Origin of the sequence: Sphingomonas sorbitolis (genome assembly GCF_036663875.1) — a bacterium.
Taxonomy (GTDB): domain Bacteria; phylum Pseudomonadota; class Alphaproteobacteria; order Sphingomonadales; family Sphingomonadaceae; genus Sphingomonas.
Genome location: NZ_JAXOJS010000008.1, coordinates 1 through 26,869, shown reverse-complemented (window position 1 = coordinate 26,869; position 26,869 = coordinate 1). Strand labels below are relative to the sequence as shown.

General features: G+C 63.7%; 19 protein-coding genes. 9 read left to right on the top strand and 10 right to left on the bottom strand.

Annotated features, from left to right (window positions below):
- Positions 1-3: 3 nt before the first annotated feature.
- A complete protein-coding gene (locus U1763_RS18830; protein WP_332756459.1) occupies positions 4-6,837 on the bottom strand; it encodes a M10 family metallopeptidase C-terminal domain-containing protein in 6,834 nt (2,277 codons plus the stop codon).
- A gap of 691 nt (positions 6,838-7,528) precedes the next feature.
- Here U1763_RS18830 and U1763_RS18825 point away from each other — a divergent pair.
- Positions 7,529-7,732: a hypothetical protein gene (locus tag U1763_RS18825; RefSeq protein ID WP_332756458.1), complete on the top strand. Its 204-nt coding sequence runs from the start codon at positions 7,529-7,531 to the stop codon at positions 7,730-7,732.
- A 32-nt stretch (positions 7,733-7,764) separates the two neighbouring features.
- On the opposite strand, the gene U1763_RS18820 is transcribed toward U1763_RS18825, so the two are convergent.
- The 3 genes from U1763_RS18820 to U1763_RS18810 are packed head-to-tail and all read right to left on the bottom strand — an operon-like array spanning position 7,765 to position 10,339.
- Entirely contained in the window at positions 7,765-8,160 is a 396-nt protein-coding gene (locus tag U1763_RS18820) for a lasso peptide biosynthesis B2 protein (RefSeq protein WP_332756457.1), read from the bottom strand.
- The gene (locus U1763_RS18815) at positions 8,157-10,073 is read right to left on the bottom strand and encodes an asparagine synthetase B family protein (protein WP_332756456.1); all 1,917 of its coding nucleotides are present in this window, start codon (positions 10,071-10,073) and stop codon (positions 8,157-8,159) included. Before U1763_RS18815 ends, U1763_RS18820 begins: the two co-directional genes overlap by 4 nt.
- Entirely contained in the window at positions 10,070-10,339 is a 270-nt protein-coding gene (locus tag U1763_RS18810) for a PqqD family protein (RefSeq protein WP_332756455.1), read from the bottom strand. Before U1763_RS18810 ends, U1763_RS18815 begins: the two co-directional genes overlap by 4 nt.
- A gap of 114 nt (positions 10,340-10,453) precedes the next feature.
- On the opposite strand from U1763_RS18810, the gene U1763_RS18805 reads away from it, so the two are divergent.
- On the top strand, positions 10,454-11,347 hold the full coding sequence (locus U1763_RS18805; protein ID WP_332756454.1) for a hypothetical protein: 894 nt from the start codon (positions 10,454-10,456) through the stop codon (positions 11,345-11,347).
- Between the two features lie 48 nt (positions 11,348-11,395).
- Here the strand turns inward: U1763_RS18805 and U1763_RS18800 are convergent, their stop codons facing one another.
- The gene (locus U1763_RS18800) at positions 11,396-11,890 is read right to left on the bottom strand and encodes a hypothetical protein (protein WP_332756453.1); all 495 of its coding nucleotides are present in this window, start codon (positions 11,888-11,890) and stop codon (positions 11,396-11,398) included.
- Positions 11,891-12,406: 516 nt separating this feature from the next.
- Here U1763_RS18800 and U1763_RS18795 point away from each other — a divergent pair.
- The 6 genes from U1763_RS18795 (at position 12,407) to U1763_RS18770 (ending at position 18,510) form a co-directional block, all read left to right on the top strand.
- Positions 12,407-13,441, top strand: a complete 1,035-nt coding sequence (locus tag U1763_RS18795; RefSeq protein WP_332756452.1) for a replication initiator protein A — start codon at positions 12,407-12,409, stop codon at positions 13,439-13,441.
- 447 nt (positions 13,442-13,888) lie between these two features.
- Complete coding sequence (locus U1763_RS18790) at positions 13,889-14,695, top strand: helix-turn-helix domain-containing protein (protein WP_332756451.1); 807 nt, start codon at positions 13,889-13,891, stop codon at positions 14,693-14,695.
- A gap of 289 nt (positions 14,696-14,984) precedes the next feature.
- Entirely contained in the window at positions 14,985-15,653 is a 669-nt protein-coding gene (parA, locus tag U1763_RS18785; protein WP_332756450.1) for a ParA family partition ATPase, read from the top strand.
- Positions 15,650-15,964, top strand: coding sequence for a ribbon-helix-helix domain-containing protein (locus tag U1763_RS18780; protein ID WP_332756449.1), 315 nt, complete (start codon positions 15,650-15,652; stop codon positions 15,962-15,964). Before parA ends, U1763_RS18780 begins: the two co-directional genes overlap by 4 nt.
- A 142-nt stretch (positions 15,965-16,106) precedes the next feature.
- The gene (locus U1763_RS18775; RefSeq protein ID WP_332756448.1) at positions 16,107-17,522 is read left to right on the top strand and encodes a sugar transferase; all 1,416 of its coding nucleotides are present in this window, start codon (positions 16,107-16,109) and stop codon (positions 17,520-17,522) included.
- A gap of 13 nt (positions 17,523-17,535) precedes the next feature.
- Complete coding sequence (locus U1763_RS18770; protein WP_332756447.1) at positions 17,536-18,510, top strand: glycosyltransferase family 2 protein; 975 nt, start codon at positions 17,536-17,538, stop codon at positions 18,508-18,510.
- A gap of 467 nt (positions 18,511-18,977) precedes the next feature.
- Here U1763_RS18770 and U1763_RS18765 read toward each other — a convergent pair whose 3' ends face one another.
- Complete coding sequence (locus tag U1763_RS18765; RefSeq protein ID WP_332756508.1) at positions 18,978-19,694, bottom strand: SGNH/GDSL hydrolase family protein; 717 nt, start codon at positions 19,692-19,694, stop codon at positions 18,978-18,980.
- A 57-nt stretch (positions 19,695-19,751) separates the two neighbouring features.
- Between U1763_RS18765 and U1763_RS18760 the strand changes: the two genes are divergently transcribed.
- Complete coding sequence (locus U1763_RS18760) at positions 19,752-20,768, top strand: acyltransferase family protein (RefSeq protein ID WP_332756446.1); 1,017 nt, start codon at positions 19,752-19,754, stop codon at positions 20,766-20,768.
- Between the two features lie 51 nt (positions 20,769-20,819).
- Here U1763_RS18760 and U1763_RS18755 read toward each other — a convergent pair whose 3' ends face one another.
- The 4 genes from U1763_RS18755 to U1763_RS18740 all read right to left on the bottom strand — a co-directional run bounded on the left by U1763_RS18755 (position 20,820) and on the right by U1763_RS18740 (position 26,545).
- Complete coding sequence (locus tag U1763_RS18755) at positions 20,820-22,052, bottom strand: hypothetical protein (protein WP_332756445.1); 1,233 nt, start codon at positions 22,050-22,052, stop codon at positions 20,820-20,822.
- A 4-nt stretch (positions 22,053-22,056) separates the two neighbouring features.
- Complete coding sequence (locus U1763_RS18750) at positions 22,057-24,252, bottom strand: GumC family protein (protein ID WP_332756444.1); 2,196 nt, start codon at positions 24,250-24,252, stop codon at positions 22,057-22,059.
- A gap of 43 nt (positions 24,253-24,295) precedes the next feature.
- Positions 24,296-24,991, bottom strand: coding sequence for a polysaccharide biosynthesis/export family protein (locus tag U1763_RS18745; RefSeq protein ID WP_332756443.1), 696 nt, complete (start codon positions 24,989-24,991; stop codon positions 24,296-24,298).
- 81 nt (positions 24,992-25,072) lie between these two features.
- Positions 25,073-26,545 (bottom strand): O-antigen ligase family protein, encoded by a 1,473-nt coding sequence (locus tag U1763_RS18740; RefSeq protein ID WP_332756442.1) that lies wholly within the window; start codon positions 26,543-26,545, stop codon positions 25,073-25,075.
- Between the last annotated feature and the right edge of the window lie 324 nt (positions 26,546-26,869).

Genomic DNA, 26,869 nt, shown 5'->3' with positions numbered 1-26,869 from the left:
TGCTTACAGGATAACGGAAGGCGGCGTCAGGTCGCCCACTGGGGCAAGATGCAGGACGAGGTCGCTGCCGGCCTGATAGCCCGCAACGCCGTCGGTGTTGACGACCAGGAAGGTCTCGCCTGCATGGTTACCCGAGGTGGCGGTGAACGTCACGGCCGCATTGCCGCCGATGTTGCCAAAAGCTGCGGCAAGATCGTCGTTGAAGGTGGCATCGTCTAGCCGGCCGTTCTGGCCCGCCGTAGCGGTGTCATAGGTCTGGCCGCCTACCTGGATCTGGTCCTCCCCCTGTGTGAAACCGAAGAGCGTATCGTAGTTCAGAACCGCGGCTCCGCCATTGCCGACCGTGACGTTCGACTCCGCTGCGGAGTTGAACACGAAGGTGTCCGCGCCTGCACCGCCCGAAATCTTGTCGCGACCCAGACCGCCGAACAGCGTGTCGTCGCCGGCCCCGCCGAAGATCGTGTCGTTGCCAGACCCTGCGAGGATGCGCAGGTTGCCGTTCGTTTCCTGGCTACCATCGATGACGAGATCGGCCATGACCGAACCCGCCTGACCCTGGAAGCTGGTCACTGCGGTGATAGTTTTCGTCTCACCGGCTGCTACCCAGCTGTCCTCGAGGAACAGGGTGCCATAGGTGTTCGCGCCGTTCGGCCCGCGCAGCAGGGCCACCACTTCGACATCGGCATTGTCGGCACGCAGCGTCAGGTCGCCGGCAAAGCCGTCAAGCCCGAACTGGTCGATCCCGGCGCCACCCACGATCACGTCGTTTGAACCAAAGCCTCCTGGTCCGAAGAAGAACGCATCGTTGCCCGCCCCGCCCGTCAGCGTGTCGGTGCCAAGGCCACCGAACATCAGGAACGAGCCGTCGGTCTCTGCCGAACCGTTGAAGCTCAAGCTGTCGGCGCTGGTCAAGTTGCCACCGAACACGGTGAACACCTGGCCCGCGGCGACCGTAGCGTCCGCACTGGTAATGTCGTAGCTGCCATCCGCCAAGACCGCCAACACCTCGACATTGCTGAGCGTGGCTGCGTCGAGCACCAGCCGGTTGGCACCGGTATAGTCGCCCTTGAGGCCGACCTGGTCAGTGCCGGCCCCGCCATCGATCCGGTCTGCAGCGATCAGCGCGCCGCCTGCCAGGATCGCGTCGTTCCCTGCGCCCGTCGCCAACGCCACCGCACCCGTCTTCTGCGACAGGTCGAACAGGTCGCTGCCGCCTGCGCCGAGCGTCAGCACCACACCGTCCGAGAAGCGGAAGCGCTCGACATTGGTGAAGCTGTTGCTCTCGATCGCGCCGTTGTGGACGATGGTCGCCGATCCCGTCCCGGTCTGGGTGACGGTGTAATCGGCGTATTTTTCCAGCAACACGCCGGTATCGATGCCGTCGCCGCCATCGATCGTGTTAGCGCCCAGATTGCCGATGAGCATGTCGTCGCCGGCACCACCCAAGATCGTATCGTTGCCGGCACCGCCGTCGACCGCATCGTTGCTGGCACCCGCGTCGATGACGTTGGCCCCTGCATCGCCGGTGATGACATCGCTGGACGCCGACCCGGTCACGTTCTCGATGCCGGTGAGCGTATCGGTGCCTTCGCCCGTGCCCTGAGCACCGCTGACGGTGAGGTTTACGCGTACCCCGGAGGTCGCCCCGCTATAGCTGGCCGTATCGATGCCGGCACCACCGATGAGGATGTCGTTGCCCGCGCCGCCGCGCAGCACGTCGTTGCCGTTGCCGCCATCGAGCGTGTCGTTACCGGCTAGACCGATCAGCGTGTCGTTACCGTCGCCGCCGTTGAGGACGTCGTTACCGCTCGCGCCGGTGATGGTCTCGTCGGCAGAGAAGCCCGACAGCGTGAGATCACCGATAAAGCCGTCGAAGTTGAACGCGGTGAAGCCGCCGGTGTAGCCGTTGCCGATCGCGAAGATCGTCACGAAGCCGTTGACGGCGCCCGCCGCGCCGTCGCGATCGACCTGCAGCAACAGGTCGCCGCCCTGCTGGACCAGACGCAGATGGCCGCTGGCGAACGCGTTGCCGTTGGCAGCGTATCCGGTCAGCCCCAGGTTCAGGAAGTTCGTCAGCTCGAACTTGTCACCAGCGCTGCCGGCTTCGAAATCGGTCACGCGGTTGGTTCGGGCGGTGGTCGCGACATCGGTCGAGGCCCCTGCCGTGGCGCCAACGCCCAACTGGATGATGTCCGCGCCGGTACCCAGCGTGATCTGGTAGTTGTTGACGGTGGAGGCGCCGCGCATGCTGATGCTGACGGTGTCGGCACCGTCACCGGCGTCGATCGTCGCGCTGGCGACGCCGGTCAGGACGATCCGGTCGCTACCGGCACCACCGACGACGTTGACGACATCGACGTTCCGGTCGTTCGAGGTCGCACCCAGCGCGAGATAGGTCGCGGTCGAAAGGCCTGCGGCGTTCGTCGCCAGCGCAGTTGATAGCGTACCGCCGCGCAGTTCGATAAAGTCGTCGCCGTCACCACCGTCCATGTTGATGTTGGTGGCCGCGGTCGCGGTGCCGGCGGTGGTCGCATTTGCCCGCGTCACCAGGATGCTGTCGTTGCCGCCATAGCCGAACAGCGAGTCCGTCTGGCTAAGCGCCGCCGTGGTGGTGGCGACCGTATTGTCGACGATCAGGTTGAAATCGTCATTGCCACGCAGCGTATCGCCGAAGCCGGAGCCGGTCAGATATTCGATGCCGTTCAGGGTATCGATACCCTCGCCGCCGGTGTCCTGCGCCACGCCCTGGATCCGGAGATCGACGTTCACGCCTGCCGTCGCGTTCACGTAGGTTGCGGTATCCAGCCCTTCGCCGCCGATCAGCGTATCGTTGCCGAGACCGCCCGACAGGGTGTCGTTGCCGTACCAGCCGTCGAGCACGTCGTCGCCGGCGTTGCCCACCAGCGTGTCGAGCGTACCGCCACCCCGTACGACGTCGTTGCCGAGCCCGCCGCGGAAGACGACGCGTTCGATGCTCGTGAAGGAGCCTGAAGCGATGCCGTCGATCGTGATCGCGCTATCGCCTGCCAAATTGCCCAGGTCGAAGCTGACCCCGCCTGCGCGATCCGTGTAATAGGCGTAGGCCAGATCGGTGCCGTCGCCGCCATCGAACGTGTCGTTCCCACCGTCGTTGGTATAGACCGCGGTCAGCCCGGCTGCAGATCCGTTGGCGATGCCGCCCACCAGGACATCGTCGCCGTCGCCCCCGCGCAGGATGTCGTTCCCCATGCCGCCGACGAGGGTGTCGTTGCCGGCACCACCTTCGAGTACGTCGTCGCCGTCCGCGGTCGTTACGCCGGTGTTGAACGTGTTGACATAGTCGCCGAACATGACGTCGTTGCCGGTACCACCGACCAGCGTGTCGGACAGACCGCCGCCGATGACGAAGTCGGCAAGCGTACCACCGACCAACCGGTTCACCGTGGTGTTGCCGCCGACGAGGGTGTTGGCGAAGTTCGTCGCGCCGATCACGTTCTCCACATTGGTGATCGTGTCGCTACCGCCGAACACACCGATCGTCTGGGCGATGGTCGTGTTGAGGTCGACGGTAACCGACGATGTGGAACCGGAATAGTCGACCGTGTCCGCCCCTGCTGCACCATCGTAAATATCGTTGCCGCCACCGTCGAACAGGATGTTGTTGCCCGAATCGCCGGTAATGCTGTCGGCACCCGAGCCGGTCCGGACATTCTCGAAGCCGAGAACGGTGTCGTCGCCCAGGCCCTGCGCCGTCAGGGCCGTCAGGTTGACGGTGACTCCGGTCGTGCCCGTGAAGAGCAGCGTGTCGATGCCCGCGCCGCCGTCGAGGACGTCGTTACCAAGGCCGCCTTCGAGGACGTTGGCATTGTCGTCACCGATCAGGATGTCGTTGCCCGCACCGCCCGTCAGGTTCTCGATGCCGCGCAGCGTGGCGATCGCCGCACCCCCGATGTTGGCAGTCCCGTCGTTCGCGCCGTTCAGTCGCGCCGTGACGTTGGCGGTATAGTCCGCGAACGAGGCCGTATCCAACCCGGTGCCACCGTCCAGCAGATCCACGGTGCCGCCCGCGTTTCCACCCGTGGCGAGCGTGTCGTCGCCTGCGCCGCCCAAAACGGTGTTTGCAGTGGCGTCGCCGCTGAGCGTGTCGTTGAAGGCGGACCCCTGCAGGTTCTCGAACTCGGCAAGCGTGTCGGTGCCCGCGGCACCGGTGTTCTGCGCGGCGCCTTGCAGAGCGAGACTGACCGTCACGCCGGCCGTCGAGCCGGCATAGGATGCCGTGTCATCGCCCGCGCCACCGCTCAGCGTATCATTGCCCAGGCCGCCTTCGATGATGTTGGCGTTCGCGTCACCGACGAGGGTGTCGTTATACTGCGAACCGATCAGATTCTCGATACCGGTCAGGGTGTCCGTCCCTGCCGCCCCCGTGTTCTGCGCCGTACCCTGGATGTTCAGGTCGACCGAGAGTCCTGCTGCGGTGGTGCTATAGGCAGTCACGAAGGACGCGGTGTCGTTGCCGTTGCCGCCGTTCAGGATGTCATTGCCGAACGTTCCCTGCAGGAAATCATTCCCTTCGCCACCATCGGCCACGATGCTGCTGGTGTTGTTGGTGGTGAAAACGGTCGATCCGGCAGCACCCTGAAGCGAGATGTTCAGCTGGTACGTCTGCCCGGCCAGCATGGGCTGAGCCACCGCCGAACTGGTGTAGCGGCCGACCCGGATGTAATAGGTTCCCGCAGCAGCGAAGGTATAGGTGATATACGCGTCGTCATTGACGGTCGTGCCGGGGTCGCCCGGGCCGGTGTCGTTGGTGGCCAGCAAGGTGCCGGCGCTATTGACCAGCTCGATGATGCTGTCGTCGAGCGAGCCGGTACCGTCGATGTCGAAGATCGCTTGCGCACCGGCCGCAGTCACATCGATCCGATAATATTCGAGAGCACCGCCGGCAGCCGTGGCGTTGATGGTCGCATGCGGGATCGTGGTCGAACTCGCGATGTTCGCATTGGCATCGATATCGTACGCACCCGCCGTATTAACCGCGGTTGCGATGCTGCCATTGTTGGTAGCCTGGGGCTTGGTGATGTCCGCTTGCGATGGCGCGGTTTCGGGCGTGACCAAGAAGCTTGTCGTGACGGTAAAGCCGCCACCGATCAGGCGGTCGTCGCCGGCGCCGCCCGATAGCGTATCAGCGCCAGTGGCACCGCCGCTCAGCGTGTTGTTCTGGCTGTTACCGATCAAAGTATCGTTGCCGACGGTGCCCTGGATGTTCTCGATGCTGCGCAGCGTGTCCGTCTCGCCGTCATGGCTGACGATGACGTCCGCCCCGGTGTCGTTCAGCGTGACGTTCACACCCGTGACGCCGGTAAAGATCACCGTGTCGCTGCCGGCACCGCCGTCGAGGACGTTGTTGGCGGTGTTGCCGACGAAGATGTCGTTGCCTGCGCCGCCCGTGACGTTCTCGATCAGCGACCGCGTGTCGTTGTTGTAGAGCAGCGACATGGCGATGTTGCCGGGCGCCAGCGAGGTCAGCCCCTGATAGGCCAGGCTGTTCGCAAGCTGCGACTGGTCAAACGTCGAGAACTCGCCCGGTCGCAGATCGACGGTGATGCCGTTGGAATAGTTGCTGGCGTCGATCGTGTCGTTGCCGCCGCCATCCCAGACGGTGAGGAAGATCTTGTTGCCCGACGGCGCACCCTGGCCGACGCCATTGATGAACATCTCGCCGGTCGTCTGGCTGAAGGTGTAGACGCTGTCGCCGGCGTTGGTCGTGTAGTTCGCACCGTACATGTACTGGAGCGCGGCCAGATCATACTGCATGTAGGTCTGCGGCTGGTTGATCTTCTCGCCGGCGAAGTTGCTGTTGGTGAACGGCGCCGGCGTATAGGTCATCAGCGACCAGGCCTGACCGTCGCGATCCGGGGTCAGCGACTGCGTGCCGAAGCGCGGCGCGCCCCCGAAATAGAAGGACAGGTCGCTGTTCGTATAGTCCTGATGCCCGTGCTTCAGCCCCATGGTGTGGCCGATCTCGTGCATCATGGTCGCGTAACCCCACGTCCCCTTGAAGGCGAGGTCGTAATAGGGCTGATTGGTGCGGCCGAACCAGATGTCGCCCGAAAGACCGCGGGTGTCGGACGGAAAGTTGCCATAAGCCGAGCCGACGTCCTGATCGGCGCTCTGCGAGATGCGGATGTTGGCGTGGACGGTGTCGGTGTCGGTAATCTGGGTGAACGTCAGGCCCGTCGCGGCCGATAGCTGGGCAAAGGATGCGCGCGCCGCGGCCTGCTGCTGCGTACCCAGGTCGATGTGATAGAGGCTGACGCCGTTGGTGTCGTAACCGCTGCCGTTATAGTTCGAGCCCGACGTCGGGAAGCTGTAGGTCAGGTTGAGCGTACCCCATTTGGAGCCGATCAGGGTCGCATCGACGTTGCGGTTGCCGGTGAAGAAGTGGCTTCCGTCGGGATTGGTGCCGAGCGGCAGCAACTCACCGATATTGTTGCCTTCCGGGTTGGCACCGGTCGGATCGACGTCCTTGGGGGTGGTATCCTTTGCGTCGGTCTCGGCCTCGCGCAGGCCCTGACAAAGCGCGCAGCCGCACCCTGCGACAACGACCGTGTGCTCGATGCCCGCCAGCGCATCCAAAGAGCCTGGGCCCATGTCACCGGGCGTATGATTGATGTCCGTCAGGGGGGAGCCCGAGCCGACAGCCAACTCGTTGTTGAGCAATGGGGTGGTGTCCGCCAGCGGATCGTAAGAGCCGATCACCACGTCATCACCGTTCAAACGGTTGAACTGCGTCAGCGGGTTTATCGAACCGGTACCCTCGTCGGTGGGTACGATATTGCCAAGGTTGGAAATGCTCATCGACTGGTCCCCCTATGTGGCACGATCGCATAGTCGCACGGTGCAAAGCGCACATATGCCGTCAGATTCGTTCGCAATCGGCTCTTTATATTTCATTTCTGTCATCGAATGTTCACGTTGGTCAAGCACCAGATTGATCAGCGGCTCCAGAAGCATCCAAAATAAATGCAAAGCGTCCTGATAGGGGGTGGCCAATCCGAAACCTGCTGCACGCAAAGCGAAAAATTGTCGTGGCGTGGCGGCCTCCGTTCGCTGCTTGCGCTGTGCGGGGCTTCACCCTTTGGTTCCGAACCGTCGTGACTTGGGGCAGCCTCTGGCCTATCGAAAAGCGTGTTCAAGCTGACGGAGGTTCGCGATGCTCCGCATGTTGCTACCATTCTCCACGGCACTCGCCACATGCACGCCTTCACCTCAGGATGATGCCATGCGCAATTCTCGCCCGGTTCCAGCGACCGCCGCCCAGGGTTCAAGCGAAGTGACGCTGAGCAACCAGGGCTCGGCTACCTTGAATGGGGCGGGACAAGACGCCGGTGATCGCGGACGGGCTGCGCAGGGACCCATCCCGGAGGCGGTGTCCGCGGCAGGAAGTCTCGTCCCTGCCCCTACCCCCGGCCCTGTTCCCGCCCCCGCCCCCGCCCCTGTCCCCCCTAAGCTGGTGGACTCGCCCCTCGAGGCGTTGGGACGCCGGACCTTGTCCACGGCGTTCGTCAGGGTGGGGCCCGACGGGCATCTGACGGTGGAACTCCGCAGCGGACGCGTGGTGGTTCTTCGCGACGTGGTCATGCGCGCCCGGAAATATTGCGGCGTGCAAGTGATCGATGGCCTGCCCGGTGCGCAATATTGCGGCGGATACGCCGATGTCGTGTCAGCCCGGCCTGGCGTCACGCCAGCGTAAAGACACCGAAGACCGCGAACTCAGGGGCGACGTCAGGCGGGCGGAAACACCGCCAAGAGGCCGTAGCGCTCTGCCCCCTCGCAACCGATTACGTCCGTATCGCCGGAGCGAACCCAGACATGCGCGACCAGATGTCCGTTTTCGTCGTGAACGGCTCCGTAATGTAGCGCTGCGGCCAATCCTCGTCGGCGCAACATCAACTGGGCGGCAAGGCCCTGTTGGAAACACACGGCCCGCCACGGCACGTGCCGACCCCAAGCGGCAACCGCCCAAGCGATCGCGCGCGCCTGAAGCTCCGTTGCGGGGGCGGCCGACGCCTGGCTTGCGGACAGCGCCGCAATGCGCCGGAACGACAGGATCGCGATCAGGAGCGATGCAAGCGCCAGCATGGCCAGTGCCTCGGCCAACAGTGGCAGGCGGCGGATCAATTGCTGCGCGCCGCCCGGCGCAGGAAATGCCCGGCCGCGGTTCCGCGCAGCAGCATCGACCGATAGCGATCGGTGACCGCCAGCTGGTTCCAGCGCGGGTCGTCCGCGGGAAAGTCCGGCCAGTCGCGGATCAGCGCGCGCAACCGCTCTATGTCGAGCAACGCCCCTGCCGGCGGGCAGCGCTCTATGCCGTCCAACTCCGCGGCCAGCGCCTCCAATGCGGCGGTCGCGCCGACGTGCCAATCCGCCGCCTGATAGCCGCGCCGCTGTTCGCCAATGAGCTCGGGAGGTAGCCGATCCGCAAAGGCACGCCGCGCCAGCGACCGTGGCTTTCCGTCCAGGATATACTGCTCGTCCGGCACGCTCAGCGCCCATTCGATCAGCCGTCGGTCTGCGGTAGGATCGCGCAGGTCGATGCCCCACCCCGCAAGCGTGCCCTTGTTGTAGGATCCCATGTCGACCCGATCGAGCCCCCATAGTCGCATCGCGCGCCCGTCGCGCCAAGGGCGGTAGGACAGATCGGTTCCGCTGGCCGCGGCGCGCCCGTCCAGGTCGGCGATCGCGCCGGGGCGCAGCGCGCTATAGCCCCCGAGTGCCAGCGAGTGACCGAAGCGATCGACTAGCCAGGTCCAGACGGCAGGCGGCACGAACGGCCCGAGCGTCGCCGCGGCGATCCGTCGCCGTCGCCAGCCTTGCGCGCGCAATTGCCGCGTCAGCGTGGCAAGCGCGCCGAACTGCCCGGTGCCGAATAGCTGCGCCAGATGTGGGACGCCGTCATGGCTCAGCGTAAAATTGCCAAGCTGCCCGGTGAGGAGGACGCTCACGCCGCGCGCCCGCGCGGAATCGTTGATCGCCTCGCCCCATATCGCATTCCACGGGTTCATGACCGGTCGCTGGTAGAGATCGAAATGCCGGTCCAGCAGCGGCAGCGGCGAGCGCCCGTCACCCCGAACCGGGACATGGACGATATTGGCGTGCAGTGCCGCGACGCGTGCCGCGATCGGCCCCTCGTCGCCGATCGCTCCGCCGGGCACGGGCGCGCCGGCGCCCGGTACCGCGGTAAACGCGTGGAGAGGCTCGGGCGTTAGCAACCGCGCTGCCGTGGCGGCGACGCTGGCGCTGTCGAGACCGGCGGACAGATGCGACCCCACTGCCCCCCGCATCCGGCGCAACCTGACGGCGACGGCACGATCCAGTTCGGCGCGTAACCCTTCGGCATAATCAGCGGGCTTGAGGCGCAGGATCGTGCGCGTCGGCGTCCACAGCCGGGTTTCGGCAATGCCGTCCGCATTGATCGCGACCGCGTGACCGGGGCGTACGCGCGTGACGCCGGCAAAGAAGCTTTCGTCGCCTTCGGGCAGTATCGCCAAGAAGTCGGCCGTCGCGCTCTCGTTCGGCGCATAGGGAATGTCGGGGTGAGCATGCAGTCCGCGCGGCATCGAGGCCGCGGCAACGAAGCCATCGCCGCGGTGGTAGAAGAGCGGTCGCTCGCCCATCGGATCCCGTGCCAGGGTCAGTACGCACCGGCGCGCATCCCAAAGCATGACGGCAAAGCCCCCTACGACACGGGCGAGGCCTGCAACCCCCCATTGCTCGACGACCGCCATCAACAGCTCCGGCTCGGCCATGCGGGCGAGGTTGATCGACAGGCCGAGCGCGCTGGCGATCTCGTCGCGGTTGTCGATTCTGGCGTCCGCGACGAGCAGCAGCGTGCCGTCGCCGCCTAGGACTGGTCCTCGGTCGAAATCATCTTCGGGAACAAGCGGATAGAGCCGTCGCCCGAGCGTTGCGGCGTCCAGCGTGCGGCGGATCGCCGGGTCCGGCCCGAACGCTGCCTGAGCGTCGAGCATCCGCCCGACCGCCGTTTCCGTCGCCTCGCCACGCCGGCTCCACAGGCCGGCGAGCGCCGTCATGCGGGCGTCAAGCTGACAAGCTGCTCGCCCTCCAGCGACCGAAGCAGGTCCTGGAGATCCGCGCGGCACTCCGCCTCGTCGACCGTGTGCTCGGCAAGAAGTTCGACGACCAGTCCGTCGACCGTGCGAGGCTGTTCCAGCAGTTGCCATATACGCGTCGCGGTCGCGTTGAAGCCGTAGCAGGTCCCGCGTTCGACATGCAGGCCGACCAGTTCGCCAGCCGCATCGGCCTCGATCATCCCGGGTTGCCGGGATACCAGCGTCATTCCGTCCACCTGTGCCTCCGTTTGCACGTTCTCGCCCTTGGCGGGGCATGGAGCGGGGGATAAGCCGGGTGCATGTCACCCTGCTCTTCGCCACCCTCTTCATCGTGTTATCGGGTGTTCGGTCTCCGGTTGCAATCTGCGCTGCCGCTTCCCGAACTGCACCCGGACGATGTCGCGTACGGGGCCGTAGATGGGGCCATCGACGTCGATGTCAGGTTGGCCCCCGCCCCTCCTCCCGACACCCCCGAACTCCTGCCCGACGTCCGCGTCGATGCCCATCACTTCTGGATGGACGTTCCTCGCGTCGGTCGCTTCCTGGTCCGCAACGGGCGCGAGATGATCGTGGAGCCGTGTCCAGGCGCACCGGACGGCGACGTGCGTGCCTATCTGCTCGGGTCGGCGATGGGCGCGCTCCTCCAGCAGCGTGGACTGCTGCCGCTTCACGCGTCGGCAGTGGCAGTGGGCGGACGTGCCGTTGCCTTCATCGCACCGGCGGGTAGCGGCAAGTCCACGATCGCGATGCATCTCCAGCATCGTGGGCACCGCGTGATCTGCGACGATATCTGTGCGGTGGAGGTTCGCGAGGGGCGCGCACGTTTGAGGCCCGGCCTGCGCAACCTTAAACTGTGGCGTGCGTCGCTCGGCGCGATCGCGCGAACCCCCGACGGGTTGGAACCGGTCCTTATCGACATGGATAAATACCGCGTCCCCGTTGATGCGCCCGCTGGAGACTGTATTTTCGACCTTGCCGCGGTGGTGCTGCTCGGCTGGAGCGAGGAACCGGCGATCACACCCTTGCCCGGTGCGGAAGCGGTGAGTGCGCTGGTTGCCAACACGTTCCGCGGCCAGCTGGTAGCCCCGATGGGGCGTCAGGCAGCGCACTGGCGGCAATGTCTCCATCTTTTCAACGCGGTGGGAGTTCACCGCCTCGTTCGCCCCCGCTCGCTCGATCGCCTCGCCGAGACGTCCGCTCTGGTGGAACGGCTATCCTTCGACATGTCGTACTGAAACCATGTCTATTGGTCGACATGTAGACCAACAGACATCGGCTCGATCTTACCGTGCCATTGCGCTCGACTGATGCGCCCTGCCTGCGATCGATCGAGGACCTGAAGCAAGACGTTCGCGGGTCACGCGTGGATCTTCGTACAGGTCGCGTAGCGCGCGCTGGCGGAACGCGTTCCACCAGCGTTGCCAGCGATGCTCGGCTGCGTCGTGGAGCATGTGGCAGCGCTGGCACAAGGCGGCGAGGTTGGCTGGCATGTTGTGCCCCGGATCGTGATCGAGATGCGCACAGGCGAGGACGACATAGGTCGTGCGGACGCTGCCAAGCGCGAAGCGATCGCGGATCGCCACCCGCCTGCCCCGCTGCGAGCGCCAGCATCCCGTTTCGGCGTCCCACCAGCGCCCGTCGCCGAGATGCGCGACGAAGCGGCGATGCGGCCGTGCACACTGTTCGCAGCGCGCACCGGCGCGGCCGAACCGGATCGTCTCCGACAATTGCGGCCAGTCGATCGGATAGAGCCAGCGGTTTTCGGGGCGGATCGGCATCGTGATTCTATGAGTCACCGCCGATTCGAAGGAAAGCGAAATCTTTCGCCTTTCGTTGCTCTCCTGTTCCGGGCGTGTTCGTGCAGGGGATGCGGGATGCGGGGCGATCGGCAGGCAACATCCAGACCCACCGCGCTCACTATGTATGAATGTCGACACGTATGATTGTCGGCATGGTGCGATTGTGCCCGCGCTCGTCGATCGGCACTGTGCGTCGATCTGACCCGATGCCGGGACATGAAACGGAACGCGGGAAAAAGCACGAACCGCGAAGCCGCCTGCGCGATACCACGTCGGCCTGTGATGTCGAAGACTCTACACCACCACATGTCGACACGACAACATGTTGGTGAGGCCGATGGGGTTGAGTGGCTAGTCAGGCATTTGGTCGATTTGCCTGAAGCGCTCGGTGAATTTCTACTCGAAAGCACGAACTGGAGGGCGGTAGCGCCCCCCCTGCCCCGTATGACAGGAGATGGGATGCCAAAAGTTCGTGCTTTCGAGTAGGAATGTCCGATGACCCGATCGCCCACCGTAAAGCGCACCAAGGATGGCAAGACGACGCCGTCCAGGATTCCCCAGGGCGAGCTCTTCCTGCTCGACAGCCCGCTCTACGGCGAGATCCGCGGCGAGCGATCGCTGATGGCCTTCCCGTTCTTCGCGCTTAGCAAGAATGCGTGGATGAAGCCGCTCAGCTACCAGACCGATACCGTCACGATCGAGGTCCGCCCGAGCGCCAGCGGCGTGGCGACGATCTACGACAAGGAGATCGTGCTCTACATCGCCAGCCTGATGGCCGCCAAGCTCGAGGCGGGTGAGGATGTCGCGCAGGATTTCGTGTTTACCGCGCACGATCTGTTCAGCGTGACCGGGAGCAACCACAGCGCGCGTTCGTATGGCCGGCTGTCGGAGGCGCTGGAGCGGCTCCAGGGCACACAGATCAAGACCAATATCGAGGCGGGTGGCGAAGGCGAGGAAGGGTTTTTCTCGTGGTTGTCCGAGGCAAAACTCCATTACAACAAGACGCGGGCCGGTGAGCGGCGGTTGAAGGCGGTCAAGGTTAGGCTTTGCGACTGGCTGTTTAGGGCGATCCTGCTCGATCGGCACGTCCTCGACTATGCCGCGGCATATTTTCAACTGGGACCGATCGAGCGCAGGATTTACGAAGTCGCACGCTCGACCGGCGATGGCGACGGGTTCGAGATCGACCTCGCGACCTTCCGTCTGCAGATCGGCTACCAGAACCCGCTCGCGAACTTCCGTGCCGCACTGCGGCAAATCGCGAGCGCCGACACGATCCCGGACTATCGGCTCGAGCTGATCGAGACCGTCAGCGACCCCGATATGGTAGTCGATACCGCCAAGCGCGGCCGCAAGAGCAACCCGGTCAAGGTCGTCATTACCCGGCGCCCGGCACTGCTCGAAGAGTCTGCGCCGTCGATCGGTCCGCCGACGGAATCGGTGCGCGACGGGGCCCGGGAATCAATGCGCGACTCGATCTCAGAAGCGCGTCGCGAATCGGCTTCGTCCGATTCGGATCGGGCATCGTGAATTGATACTCGAAAGCACGAACTTGCATCGGAATTGATATCCGAAAGCACGAACGCGCACAGCAATTCATACTCGAAAGCACGAATGCGCGCATGAATTGATACTCGAAAGCACGAACTTTCGACGCCGAAATGTAAAGTAATTCGTAATTGATACTCGAAAGCACGAACCGTAGGTGCTTTCGCTCGTCGGGATTTGCTGCAAAAATCGCCAGATGTCGGCGCTGATGCTGGCACGACCGAAGATGGAGCGGCTGTGACCCCATAAAGGAAAGCCCGGCACGAGGCCGGGCATCCCAAGCTTTGATGGAGCGACGTCGCCAAACGTCGATCCGGGGTCACTCTCAGACCCCCTTCATATAGCCGGACACGAACTTCGGTTCAAGGATGCGCGTTTCGCGCCACGCCCCTTTTTGCCTTGGTCCCAGCCCCGACAAGGGGATGGAAGATGACGGTTTTTACCCTGGGCCAGGCGACCGCAAGCGCGCTCGGCAAGGCGGGCGCGAGCATGCGAGCGCGCAGCATGGCACGCGGTGCCGGCACTGGGCGCACTCGTATGCCGCATCGCACGGGCGCGCCGGTGCTGCGCGACAGCATCGAGGCGGGCACGTTCGAGGAGATGTTCTTTGCAGTGCCGGCCAAGGGCGAAACCGACAAATTGCTGCGGATCGCCCGGCGGACGCTCGATGCAGGCCGCCAGTTGCGCCGCGAGGCCCGCGCCGGCGATCGCATCCTGACCGCGGCCGAGCGCCGGATCGTCACGCTCACCGCCGCTGCCGTACGCGTCTATGAGGAGATCCTCACGCTGGCGCGCCTCAACCGCGGGCGGGTCTTCCCGAGCTACGATCATCTGGCCGATGCGACGAGCCTCGGCCGCGCGACCATCGCCCGCGCGCTCCACATCCTCGAGGACATCGGATTTCTCGTGCGGCAGCGTCGCTTCAAGCGGATCGACGCGGACGGGCCGGGACCGCGCTATCGGCAGACGTCGAATGCATACCGCCCTACCCTTCCCCAGCGTGTGCTCGGTTTCATGCCGCGGTGGATGCGGCCGGCTCCCCTGCCCGACGATGCGGTGCAGCACGAGATCGACCGCACGAGCGAGGTCGCGGCGATGATGGCAGGATTATCGTGCAAGGACATGGCGGCCGCGACGGTCGGTGGGCAATTGGGCAAGATGCTTGCCAAGCTCGGTGCGAGCATCGACCGTCGTGAGCGCGAGTCTCATAACCATTCGCAACCGCTCCTAAATTAATATGATTCCTCATGTAGAACCGACCTAGCCGGTCGGTGCGTTAAACAGACGAGAGCTGACATCTTGGCCCAAAACAAAGAACCGCATCGCAAACGGAAAAACCTGGAATGCCGGCTACGCCGTCATATGCTCCCTAGCTGAAGCAAGCGATTGGCGGCGCGTTCTATGCGGCTGACGCATAGAACGGGAGAAGCGTCGATGGGAGGGCAGGGGCCTGTCGCTTTCTTGTGCCCAAATCGCTTGCCAGTACTGTTGCTTTGTAGCCATGTAGACATGTAGGGGGTCTGACATGACGACAATCGCAATCATCAGCCAGAAGGGCGGGGCCGGTAAGACGACGCTGGCGCTCCATCTTGCCGCAGCCGCGCACGATTCCGGGCGGGTCGCGCTCGTCATCGATACGGATCCCCAGGCGACCGCCAGCCAATGGGCGGCATGGCGCGAGGAGGCGCCGCCCGAGGTGATCGACAGCCCGCCGCCACGGCTCGCCGCCAAGGTCGCGCAGGCAAAAGAGCAGGGGGCCGAGTTCATCGTCATCGATACGCCCCCGCATGCCGATAGCGCCGCCCGCGCCGCAGTCGAGATCGCAGACCTGGTGCTGATCCCGTGCCGACCCAGCGCTTTCGATCTCTCGGCAATCCAGACGACCGCAAAGCTGGTGCAATTGTTGCGCAAGCCCGCCTTCGTCGTCTTCACCGCCGGCTCGCCCAACGCGCCGCGGGTCTATCAGGAGGCTGGCGAGCTGGTCGAAAGCTTCGGGACGCCCGCCTGTCCGATCCAGATCCCCGATCGCGCCGCGTTCCGTCACGCCAGCGCCGAGGGGCGTACGGTCATGGAATTCGAACCGACCGGCAAGGCTGCCGACGATGTTCGACAGATCTACGAGTGGACATGTCGACAGGTCGGCATCTCGACACCAACCGTCAAACCTGCGCGAAAAGGAAAGGTCGCAGCATGAGCCGCAAGCCCTCGTTCGCCAATCTACGCGATCGCACACCGCCCGCATCCGCCGTCGTCGCGCAGACGACCAATAGCAGCCAGGCACCAGTCGGACAGGTTCAGAACGGCCAGATCATCGGCGGGCAGGGCACTACGACCGGTCCCGCCAGCCGCCAGGGCCGCAAGCAGATCGCCGGTTTCTTCTCACCCGAAATGTCGTTCGCAATGCACACGCTGGCCCGCCGTCAGGGCCGAAGCCTGCAGGCGCTGATGGCCGAGGCGTTCAACGATGTCCTGCGCAAACACGGAGAGAGCCCGATCGGCGATTGAGGTCGATTTGCATCGCGTCGAAATATACCATGATCAGTGCGCCTTACGGCCAACTGCATCGAGACTAACGGTCGGCGCCTATCCGTGGCATAGGCCAGCGCAGGCGGGCAAGCCCCTCAATTAGTCCACCGGAACAGACTAGATGAATATCCAAAGCAATCGTCGCTACGACAGCGTCGCCAACGCTACAGAATCCTTGATCCTCCCAGACTCCCTGATCTCGATCAAAAATATGGAGACGCGACGGATACGCTGTTACGCGGCGTTGGCGGGTGCCGACGTGATTGCGATCGGCTTGGGATTCCTGTTCGCCAATCTGCTGTATCTCGGTACCTGGTCGACGGTCCACGGTACGACGATGCTAAGCGTGCTGTTGCCGATCTATCTCTGGGTCGCGGCGATCAACGGGTCGTATAACGGCGCGGTGTTGCGCGATCCGCGGATCGGCGCATTTACTGCGATCCGTGCGATCGCCTTTGCGGCCGCGGCGATGCTCATCATCGCCTATTCCTTCAAGGTCGGCGCAGCATTTTCCCGCCTGGTCTTCTGGACCGGCACGTTAAGTGCGGCCGGATTGATCATCGGCGAACGACTGATCTTGGGGCGGGTCCTGTTGCGCCGCTTAGGGGGAACGCCGTTCAGCACCGTCGTGGTGGTCGATGGTATCGACTGGAATGCACCATCGCACGGGATGGTCCTCGACGCCGGACAAATCGGGTTCGATCCCGCAACCGAGGATCCGCTCGAATATCATCGGCTCGCCAAGCTCGTCGCGCATGCCGATCGCGTGGTGATCGCCTGCCGCGACGACCGCGTGGTCGCCTGGGCGCACGTGTTGAAGAGCATGGCGGTTGACGGCGAGATTCTCACACCGGACGTCGACCGCATCGGCATGATCGGCGTGAGCCATTATCATAATCACCGGACGCTGGTGGTGTCGGCAGGACCGCTGCATCTGCGTGACCGCATCATGAAGCGGGTCTTCGACATCGTCGTCTCGATGACCGCATTGCTGCTGCTGTCACCGTTGCTGGTGGGCATAGCGATCGCCATCCGTCTCGAATCTCCCGGCGCCGTCCTTTTTCGCCAGCAGCGGATCGGCCGCGACAACACACTATTCATGATGCTCAAGTTTCGCAGCATGTTCGACGACCAGTGCGATGCGACCGCCAGCGTACTGACGACCCGAAGCGATAGTCGCGTGACCCGGATCGGCCAGTTCATCCGCCGTAATAGCATCGACGAATTACCGCAGCTCTTCAACGTGCTGCGTGGTGACATGAGCATGGTCGGGCCGCGGCCGCATGCCTTGTCGGCCCGCGCGGCCGAGCAGCTTTATTGGGAGATCGACGCGCGCTATCGGCATCGCCATGCGGTCAAGCCGGGCGTGACCGGGCTCGCACAGATCCGTGGCTTTCGCGGAGCGACGGTCCTGACCGCAGATCTGACCAACAGGCTGTCGTCCGATCTCGAATATCTGCGCGACTGGTCGATGGGGAAGGATATATGGATTTTGTTCAGGACCATCTTCGTCATCAGGCACGACAATGCCTTCTGATCCGACCGTTACCATGACCGAAACCGGAACCCAGGCTTGGACGATCGATCCGGCGCGCGTGTCGGTGGTCATTCCGACGCTCAACGCAGGTGCCTATCTGTCGGCGCTGTTGCCGGCGCTGGCAGGTCAGGGGCTCGCGCCCGAACAGTTTTTGATCGTCGATTCCGAATCCGACGACGACAGCTGCGCGGCGTTCCGCGCCTTCGGTGCGACGGTCGTGGGCATCGAGCGTCGCACGTTCAATCATGGCGGGACCCGGCAGCGCGCGGTCGAAATGCGGCCCGAGGCCGATATCGTCGTCATGTTGACGCAGGATGCCATTCCGCAGGCGCCGGATACGATCGCGCGACTGGTCGATGCGTTTGTCGATCCGCAGGTCGGCATGGCGTATGGCCGGCAGCTGCCACGCACCGTCGCGCGCGGTATCGAACGGCATGCCCGACTGACCAACTATCCCCCGGCATCGGAAACGCGGTCGCTCGATGACCGCGCGCGAAGCGGCGTGAAGACGGTGTTCTGTTCGGATTCCTTCGCCGCCTATCGCACCGCAGCGCTGGTTGCAGTGGGTGGCTTCCCGGAAGATGCCTTCTTCGCAGAGGACCAGCTGGTCGCGGGACAGATGCTGATCGAGGGCTGGCGGATCGCCTATCGTGGTGACGCGGAGGTGATCCACAGCCACGGCTATACGATCGCCGAGGAATTTCGACGGTATTTCGACGTCGGCGTGTTCCACGGTCGCAATCGTTGGCTGCTCGACACCTTCGGCACCGCCGAGGGGGAGGGGCTACGTTTCATCCGCTCGGAACTGACCTATCTGGCGCGGCACGATCCGCTGCAACTGCCCTCGGCGGTCACGCGGACCTTCGCGAAATATGCCGGCTACAAGATGGGCAGCCGCGAGGCCAAATTGTCGAACCGCTGGAAGCAACGCCTGTCGATGCAGCCCTTTTACTGGCGGCAGCGTGATCGTGCCGAGCGGCAGGCCTGAAGAGCGCCAAGTCGTCTGGGCTGCGGTCTTTTACATCAACGACCGAAGCGCCTGGCACGTTGATATCTTAAAATTCTACCTGAAAACGTGCACATAAATACCATGTAATCCGCGATTTATTGCCGGTAGAGAGATTTCGGTGTGGTTTTTCGATGCATCGATTTCAAGGATTTTGGCCAAATCCCATGCCAGAAGACGATCGCCAATATTATGTCCCTAGGGCGGCCAAGGAGCGGTCTATCGCGGAAATGATCAGCGACGGACGTGCGAAGGCCGCGCATCGCGAACTGGCCCGCCAGTATGCCAATCTAGCAGACGCCAGGGTCTAGGCGTACGTTGCCTTGCTGAACCTTGCTCAGGACGGTGATGCAGAAATCATCCCGAGGCGACGCAGGCCGGCGCAACTCTCGATGCCGACTGCCAAAGGCATATCACCGACCGTCACGCTCCTAGTCCGCAGCGCCCGATCACTTCGATCGCAGCAGGCGCAGGATCACCGGGCGTTCGAGCCCGGCCATCGTAACGAAACCGGTGTCGTCGGGATGTACGGGATCCGCCAGCGGAATCCCGCCCTTGTCCTGCGCGCGGGCATAATCGATCACGACGATCCCGGCAGCCGCGATCTCGCCGGACTTGATCATGGTGTTGAGCGCAAGGCGTTCGCGCTCCTTGTCGGATGGGAAATGGCGTCCGAGAATGGTCCCGACGGCGACCTTCCAGCCGCTGGCTTTCAGTCCCGTCACATAGGTCCGCAAGGTGCCGTACAGCGCAGGCGCCTTGTCACCCTGTTCGAGGTCGTTCGAGCCTGCCAGAACGATCGCGACGTTGCGGACGCCTGGTCGTTTGATCGCACCAATATCATTGATCCCGGCGATCGACCCTAGCGTTATGCCGTTGATCCCCTTGTTCACGACATCGACTTTCGTCCCGAAGCGTTGCTCGAAAAGCGCAGGTCGGGATTTAGTGGCAGGGTCGGAAGATCCCTGCCCAAAAGTGATACTGTCGCCCACGAACACCACTTGGTCGCGCTGCGATTTGATGTATGGCGATATCGCTGATGCGGATCCGGTCGCAACGGCGAGGCCAAGGCCGGTGGCAAGCCAAGCGGCCTTCGCGATGGCAGATCCCCGACCTAGCCTGCGGTAAATACGGGATATTATGTCGATCGCCTCCGTTGCCTCCATTCCGGTCTTTGCATACCCGGAGGGCTTACTCCCCTTCATAATTCGGATCCGCTAGCAGTGCAAGACAAGCGTACATTCCTGCGTATCCAGATATTGCGGTTCATCGCTGCTGCCGTCGTCGTCGCCTATCATGCGCAGATCACGACTATATCCTATTTCGGGGGTGGCGATCCCTATCCGTTACTTGAACTGGGCGTCTACGGGGTCGATCTGTTCTTTGTCATATCGGGCTTCATCATCGTTTTTATCGGTTCGAGCCGCGAGACGACGGCGTCGGTGTTCGTCAAGCGCCGAGTCGAGCGGATCGTTCCGATGTACTGGATCATGACCGCCGCCACGTTTGCGCTGACGCATATCCCGGGCTTGGCGCGAAACGAGGTTTCGGGACCCGGGCATCTTCTTCAGTCGTTGCTGTTCGTGTCATGGGTCAACGGGCCCGAGACCTATCCGGTGTTGAACGTCGGCTGGACGCTCGAATACGAGGTGTTGTTCTATGCCGTCGCCGCGGCGTCGATGGCCCTGACCAAGCGGGCTTGGGCGACGGCTGCGTTCGTCATGCTCGCTTTGGTCCTGTCGGGGCGGGGAACGCCCTTCTTCCTGCAGAATCCGATCATGATCGAGTTCGTGTTCGGGATGACGATCGGCACGTTCCTCTATGATCGCCGGCTGTTCCCGTGGATGCTGCTCGGCTGCGTCCTCGTCCTGCTGACCCTGCCGATGAGCGGTGCGGCGTGGCGGGTCTGGGCTTTCGGGGTGCCGTCGGCCGTGCTGGTCTCGCTCGCGCTCTATGCCGATTTCCGCAAACCCTATTCGGGTACCGTGTTGCCCGAGCTCGGCAATGCGTCCTATTCGATCTATCTCGTCCATGTGATCGCGATATCGTTCGTCTGCAAGATCGCGTCGGTGGCGATGCCGAAACTGTCGACTGCGATCGGCGTGCCGCTGATATCGGTGTTCGCGATCGCCGTTGGTTATCTTACCTATCGGCTGATCGAGCGAAACCTGCTTCGCGTGCTGGGTCGCAAGCACCGCAAGGCAGCGCTCGTGACCAGTCCCCCCGTCCACGCCGAATAAGCGACCGTTAATGCTTCATGGTGGCTCTGGGACGGTCACCGAAACCCCGAGTCAGCGGATGCGGACGTCGCCGATCGTGACCGATTGCGCATCCAGCCGGTCGCGCGTCATCAGCGCGAGCTGTTGCGCACCGCAGCCATCGCTCGGCACGTCGAACGTCACGCTAGACAATTCGTCGCTGGCCCCGCGCGCGAGACGGCGCGGCAGAATCTGCTTGGACGGTAGGCAGGTGATCGTCCATCCGGCAGCCGCGGCACTTGGCGACCCGTCGATCCGGGCGGTCAGGGTATGTTCGCCGGCAGGCAGGATCACCACTTGCGAGGCCAGCGGCGTACCACCCGTGATGTCGGTGGGGATGGTCAGCGACGAGCCGCCCGGAGCTTCGGCAAAGGTCATTGCGAGGTCGGGATTGAAGACCCATTCAAACCGGCTGGTCGGTGCGTCGTTGGGCCGTGCAGCCGCAAGTGCGAAATTGCCGTCATAGGGTGCTGTCGAAAAGCGGCTCGCGGGGACCTTGAAGGCGCTCGCCCAGACCTGTCGGGCCCGCTGGAACTGGCCGAGATCGATCAGGCGCTCGGCGTAGCTCAACCATTCGACTGGCCCGATCGTCTGGCCGCGCGCCTTCATGTCGCGAAATAGCGCTTCCATGCCTGCGGTCGAAGTCGCGGGCAGGTTCTGGCGGATATCGGCGAAGAACGCACCGCGCCACATCGGCTTGTCGCCGAGACTGTCGGCAAGCGCCCCACGCAAATGAGGCTCGGTGACCGCGGCCCGGAAAAGCGGCTGGGTGAGTTCGCCCGACCGGTTGCGGCGGGCCAGCGCGTCGGCGCGCTGGATCACGGTGACATAGTCGTCGCGCATGACGGCATCGCGCAGGACCCACAATTGCGTCGGCGTATCGCGCCAGCCGAGCGCGGCTGCCTGGCGCATGATCAGCGCGCCCTGATCGCGCTGTCCCAGCGCTTCGGTCGCAAGTCCGAGCACGCGCATGGCCCGGTCGTTGGTTGGGTCGACCAGCAGGATCGACCGGGCGAGTGCCGCTGCCGGCACGCGTTGCCCCGCTGCCAACAGGCTCTGCGCCATGATCGCCCCAGCCTGGGGATGCGCAGCCGACCCGGTCGCCGCCAGCAGACGCGGATCCGAGGATCGTGCTGCCAGCGCCGCAACGCCAGCCGCGCTGATCTGCCAGCAAAGTCCCGTCCCCAATAGTACGGCGACGAGTGTACGGGCTATACGGCCCGTCTTGCCGCCCGTCTTGCGGATCGTTTCACCGGTATCCGGCATGCATTCAGCTCCGCGGATCGGTTTGACCATAGCTGTACGAATAGCCGTAATCGGTCGAATGCCCGATCACCTTGGCATCGAACTTCGTCAGCAGCGCGCCGACTACATAAGCGCGTGCGGCCTTGAGCCGGGTCAGCGCGATCCGTGCCTGGCGACCGCGGGCATGGTTGGCCTGGACCACGAACAGGGTCGCATCGACATGCGACGCGAGCGTCGGCGCATCGGCGAGACCGAGCACCGGCGGGGCATCGACCAGGATGATGTCGTAATCGTCCTTGATCTGATCGATCAGCTTCGCCAGCCCCAATCCGGCGATCAGCTCGGCAGGATTGACGGGCAGGGGCCCGGCCGAGATGAAGTCGAGGTTCGGCGTGGTCGTGTGCTGCAGGACTTCTTGCAGCGTCGCCTGGCGTGCCAGCAAATTGGCTAGGCCGAACTTGTTGGGCAGTTCCAGATTGCGATGCTGGGCCGGCTTGCGCATGTCGGCATCGATCAGGATCACGCGGCGACCAATCTGCGCGAACCCGCGGGCGAGCGCATAGGACGTCGTCGACTTGCCTTCCGACGGACCCGTGCTGGTCACCATCAGGCTGTGCGGCGCGCCGGTCGGAGTCGCCAGTTCGAGTGCCGCACGCAGCGCGTAATAGGCCTCCGACGTCTCCGAGCGCACCTTCTGCAACTCGGTATTGGGGCTCTGGCCCGCGGCGAGCATCGGCACGAGCCCGATCATGCTCGTGCCGAGTTCGGTCTCGACATCCTCCGATGAGCGGATCGCATCGTCGAAATGCTCGCGGAGCACGACATAGCCGACGCCCAGCAACAGGCCGGTGAACAGCGCCAGTGCGAGGTTGAGCAGCAGTCGCGGCGACACAGGGGTGATCGGTGGATCGGCGCGGTCGATGATCGAGACGTTGTTCGACGACACGCCTGCGGTTGCGCTCACGCCCTTGTAGCGCTGGAGCAGTGCGTCATAGAGGGCGCGGTTGGTATCGACTTCGCGACGCAGGATGTTGGCTTGGACGCCACGACCCTGCTCGGTGAGCGTCGTGCCCTTCAGCTTGTCGAGATCGCGTTCGAGCGCCTTTTCCTGGCTCAAGGCGATCTGATATTGCTGGCGGACGCCGTCCCGGATGCCGCTCGCGAGGCGAGAGATCTGGTTGTTGAGCGTCTCGATCTGGGCTGCAGCCTGAGTCTGGCCGGGATAGCCCGACAAATAGCGCTTGGCGTTCTGGGCGTATTCCGCCTGTGCCTTGGCGCGCTCCTGGATCAGGACCTGGACCGCGGCATTGCTCAGCACTTCTGGCTGGTTCAGCAGCGCCGTTCCCGACGCCTCACGCCACCGCTGCTCGGCCATGATGCGATTGCTGACGGCCTGCGAATAAGCCTGGTTCAGCTGGATCAGGTTCGCCGTCGTCAACGACTTCGGTCCCGAGGACTGGCCCTCGGAAGACCCCGAACTCGCGTCGATCAGCCCGGCTGAGCGCGCATATGCGATCTGGGCACGCTCGGATTCCTCCAAGCGCTGACGGGTCTGGCCCAGCTGCCCCTCGAGAAAGCGGCGGGCATAGGCGGAGGTGTTGAACTTGCGCTGAATGTTGCTGACGATGAAGCTGTCGGCAAAGCTGTTGGCTACCTGCGCGGACAGCTGGCGGTCGGGGCTCGAGAACGAGATCGTCACGATCCGCGAGTCGACCGGAAGCTCGACGTCAAGATTCTTCTGGAGCGCGTCGATGATCTGTTCGCGACGCGTCTGGACGAGATTATACGACCCCCGCGGTTCGGCCGCAGGGGTGATGTGCATCTTCTCGAGAAAACTGTTGTTCCGGTAGAGACCGATCGATTCCGCGACCTGGCGCGCCAGCGTGCGGCTCTTGATCACGTCGATCTGGGTCTGGAGAAACCGGTCACCGTCTAGGATTGATTCACTCGGCTCGACATCGGTACCCGCCAGGATCTGGGCTGCCTGCTGGTCGATCTGGATGAGCGCGTCGGCCCGAAAGATCGGCGTGCTCAGGAACGTGATCAGCAGGCCGAGCAGCATCGCCACGATGACCGTGATGAGCAGCTTGACGCGGTTGCGATAGGCTGCCGACCACACGGCGCGTAGATCGATCGGACCCTTGGTCTCGTCCGGCACGTCGTTGAGGAGCGGCGCATCCGCATCCGGGAAACGCGAAAGGCTGGGGGTTACACTATTCATGCGAGATCCGGACGAACGAGGGTATTTGATGGCGAAGCAAGGGTCAGTTCACGAGCGGAATGAAAAGCGCTGCGGCTGGGGCAAGAGTCAGCAGGTCGTATCCGACCGCCTTGATCGCCGAATTGCCGACGACGACATAGTCGCCGCTCTGCAACACCGGGTCTGCAGCATCGCCATTGCGGATATCGCTAAGGTTGAAGAGCGCGCCCTGACGCTGACCATCGATGGTGCGGAAGACCGCGACCTTGTCGAACGTCGCGGTGCGGGTCACGCCTCGCGCCAGCGCAATCGACTGAAGCAACGTCGTATCGCCCTGCAAGCCGTAGACCCCGGGAATACCGACCGCACCATCGACCGTGACGCTTTGTGCGCGCGATTCCGCGACGATCACCGACACTCGTGGATCGACCAGATACCGTGCAGCGAGCTGCGACTGGATCGAGTTTGCTAGCGCGGCGGTCGTCTGTCCCGCCGCGCGGATCCGGCCGATCAGTGGCAGGACCAGCGTGCCACCCGTCTCGACGGGCGCTTCCTCGACCGACATGTCGGGCTCGCGGAACACCGTGATCGTCAGCTTGTCCTGGGGATTGATGCGATACTCGGGCCGCGCATCGACGGGGATGGTCGCCGGAATAGTGTTATAGGCAGCCGGGCCAGCCGGCAGCTTCTTCCAGTTTTCGGACGAGACGCAAGCGCTGAGCGACATGCTCGACAGCAGGAGGAAACAACCAGCCTTCATTATGGCCTCTATCAAGAAACTACCGGGCTACAGACTGTTCTGTAACCGAGTTGGGCGCTTACCCGGGGTTTGGCCGATTGGCTAGAGCCTGACCTTTCGGCGAGGATGGCGCGGTGCTGTGTCACGTCCAGTACCAAAAGAATTGGTCGTGGCTGAAAATCGCAGCGGAGATGCGAGGATGGCTGCCAGAACTGCGAATACACAGGCCAGCAACAGCGTTCGCAAGGGATAGTCGACGATCGAGGCGGCCAGCAACAACAGGATACCCGTTGCGGCCGCCAGCATCGGCGAAAAGTCCGGCGCGTCGATCCGGCCGCGCAGCCGCGACCATGCGGTAATACCGAACCAGACGAGGAACGCGATCACCAGAAACAGGCCGGGCACGCCCGCCTCGAGTGCGATTTCCATGAAGTCGGCATGCGCATGGTTGGTATAGGTCTGGTGTACGGCGTTGAGCGTCTCGCTCATCCGGAACACCGGGACGAACGTTCCGAAGCCCGATCCCCATGGCATGAACTGGCGGATCGCGGCGATCACGTCGGGCCAGAAGACGTACCGGCCTTCCTGGCTGGCACCGAACCGGTCGAGCGTTTCCTTCACGATCGACGACTGTGCGATCAGGATCGCGGCAACCACCAAGGCCGCGGCTGCACCAACGGCGATTTTCCAGTGGCGCTTCACCAGCGCATAGCCCCCAAGGACAGGGATGCAGGCGAGGAGTGCGATAGGGAGCAACGCGATGCCCGCCCGCGAGAGACAGCCGAGCACCGCCAGCGCGAGGATCGCGATCACGATACCGGTCACCGCACGCTGCGTGCTTTGCTGGGCAAACCGAAGTGCACTTCGGCCGAGCATGGCGGCCAGCGGGATCGCCACTACCAGCAAGGCGGCATTGTGGTTCTTGTTGGCGAAGATTCCCTTGCCCTTGGTCGCATGCGGGGCGTCGTAGAGCGTCAGCCACATCGCGCCCTGGGCCTGGATCATTACCAGCACGGCGCTGATGACCGCCGCTGCAACGATCAGCAGGACGAGCTTGAGCTGTGCGTCACGATCGAGATGCAATGTCGCGACGAACATCGCGATCGGCGGTATGAGAAAATACCCCGCTTCGCGCGTCGCGGTCGGATCGAGGCTGAGCGGTAGCCACGTGCTGCCTGCACCGACCACGTCCAGGACGTTGATGGCCATCTCTCGCCCCGGCAATGCGCGCCACATGCCGGGGGGAAGCGGAATGATCTGCACGACGACCAGCATCACCAACGCCCCGATCAGGATCAGGCCGGTCGTGACCGATCGGCTGCGGGGCGCATGCCATCCGCGCGCGAAAAACCATCCGAGCGCGACGACGCCGGCGATCTCGACGATCATGCGTTGGATCGGTGAAATCGGGCTGCCGCCCCCGAGCAATAGCGACAGGCACAGCAATCCGGCTGCCACGATGAAGTCGCTGCGACGTATAGTATTTCCGGTCTTCGCGATAACATCGTCGCGGCGTGTGGGCTGGCCCGTCGCTGCGGTGACGTCGTCGTGACGCGTAGTGTACGATGCGGTCACTTTTCCTCGCCCGTGATCGTCGGTAAGGTGCGCGTCTCGCATACGGGTTTCGGGATGGCAACGTCGACCACCGATCCGCTTTCTCCACAGGCCCCCTTGATTCATGCCCATTCCCGCAACTTTGCGCCCTTCCGCCCCGACCGGATCCAAGACCAAATCCGGCCCCCGTCTCCGGTTCAGCCCCCGTCTCTGGTTCATCGGCGCGCTTCCGCCTCCGCTGCACGGTCAGTCCAACTGCAATCGGGCGATGCTCGATTATTTCGTCGCGCATGGCGCACCAATATGCTTGCGCGATACCGGGGGGGGGGGCGCAACGAAGCTCAA

Bases quoted from the DNA above. Each gene is read 5' to 3' on its own strand.
- U1763_RS18830 (WP_332756459.1), bottom strand. From the start codon at position 6,837: ATGAGCATTTCCAACCTTGGCAATATCGTACCCACCGACGAGGGTACC.
- U1763_RS18800 (WP_332756453.1), bottom strand. From the start codon at position 11,890: ATGCCGATCCGCCCCGAAAACCGCTGGCTCTATCCGATCGACTGGCCG.
- U1763_RS18790 (WP_332756451.1), top strand. From the start codon at position 13,889: ATGACGGTTTTTACCCTGGGCCAGGCGACCGCAAGCGCGCTCGGCAAG.
- U1763_RS18815 (WP_332756456.1), bottom strand. From the start codon at position 10,073: ATGACGGCGCTCGCCGGCCTGTGGAGCCGGCGTGGCGAGGCGACGGAA.
- parA (WP_332756450.1), top strand. From the start codon at position 14,985: ATGACGACAATCGCAATCATCAGCCAGAAGGGCGGGGCCGGTAAGACG.
- U1763_RS18795 (WP_332756452.1), top strand. From the start codon at position 12,407: ATGACCCGATCGCCCACCGTAAAGCGCACCAAGGATGGCAAGACGACG.
- U1763_RS18745 (WP_332756443.1), bottom strand. From the start codon at position 24,991: ATGAAGGCTGGTTGTTTCCTCCTGCTGTCGAGCATGTCGCTCAGCGCT.
- U1763_RS18810 (WP_332756455.1), bottom strand. From the start codon at position 10,339: ATGACGCTGGTATCCCGGCAACCCGGGATGATCGAGGCCGATGCGGCT.
- U1763_RS18780 (WP_332756449.1), top strand. From the start codon at position 15,650: ATGAGCCGCAAGCCCTCGTTCGCCAATCTACGCGATCGCACACCGCCC.
- U1763_RS18765 (WP_332756508.1), bottom strand. From the start codon at position 19,694: ATGGAGGCAACGGAGGCGATCGACATAATATCCCGTATTTACCGCAGG.
- U1763_RS18770 (WP_332756447.1), top strand. From the start codon at position 17,536: ATGACCGAAACCGGAACCCAGGCTTGGACGATCGATCCGGCGCGCGTG.
- U1763_RS18750 (WP_332756444.1), bottom strand. From the start codon at position 24,252: ATGAATAGTGTAACCCCCAGCCTTTCGCGTTTCCCGGATGCGGATGCG.
- U1763_RS18755 (WP_332756445.1), bottom strand. From the start codon at position 22,052: ATGCCGGATACCGGTGAAACGATCCGCAAGACGGGCGGCAAGACGGGC.
- U1763_RS18775 (WP_332756448.1), top strand. From the start codon at position 16,107: ATGAATATCCAAAGCAATCGTCGCTACGACAGCGTCGCCAACGCTACA.